Origin of the sequence: Bradyrhizobium sp. NBAIM08 (genome assembly GCF_020193935.1) — a bacterium.
Lineage (GTDB): Bacteria > Pseudomonadota > Alphaproteobacteria > Rhizobiales > Xanthobacteraceae > Bradyrhizobium > Bradyrhizobium yuanmingense.
The window spans coordinates 1-455 of sequence record NZ_JADYVR010000289.1 but is presented as its reverse complement, the minus strand read 5'-3'; the positions used below and the strand labels follow the sequence as shown (position 1 = coordinate 455).

Below are 455 nucleotides of genomic sequence, written 5' to 3'. Positions count from 1 at the left end.
GCCCGGAGGCATGTTCGTCGGCAGGAACGCCACCTGCTCGGTTTCGGCAAAGAAGTTGGTCGGGTTGCGGTCCAGCACCATCCGCCCGACGATCTGAACCGGGTAAAGCTCCTCAGGGACCAGTTTGGTCGCATCGAGGATGTCGAACGGCAGCTCGGCCGCGTCGTCCTCGGTCAGCAGCTGGACGCCGAACTCCCATTCGGGGAAATCGCCGCCATCGATCGCATCGAACAGGTCGCGACGATGGAAATCGGGATCTGCGCCGGCGATCTTCACTGCCTCGTCCCAGCAGGTCGACTGCAGGCCGAGCTTAGGGCGCCAGTGGAACTTGACGAAGGTGGCGACCCCGTCTGCGTTGACGAGCCGGAAGGTGTTGACCCCGAAGCCCTCGATCATGCGCAGCGAGCGCGGAATTGTCCGGTCGCTCATCGCCCACATGATCATGTGGGTAGACT

Annotated in this window: 1 protein-coding gene; it reads right to left on the bottom strand. The window is 63.1% G+C overall.

Annotated features, from left to right (window positions below; translation table 11 throughout):
* A partial coding sequence (locus I6F37_RS39540) for a catalase (RefSeq protein WP_225154308.1) occupies positions 1 to 455 on the bottom strand: 455 nt, incomplete at both ends.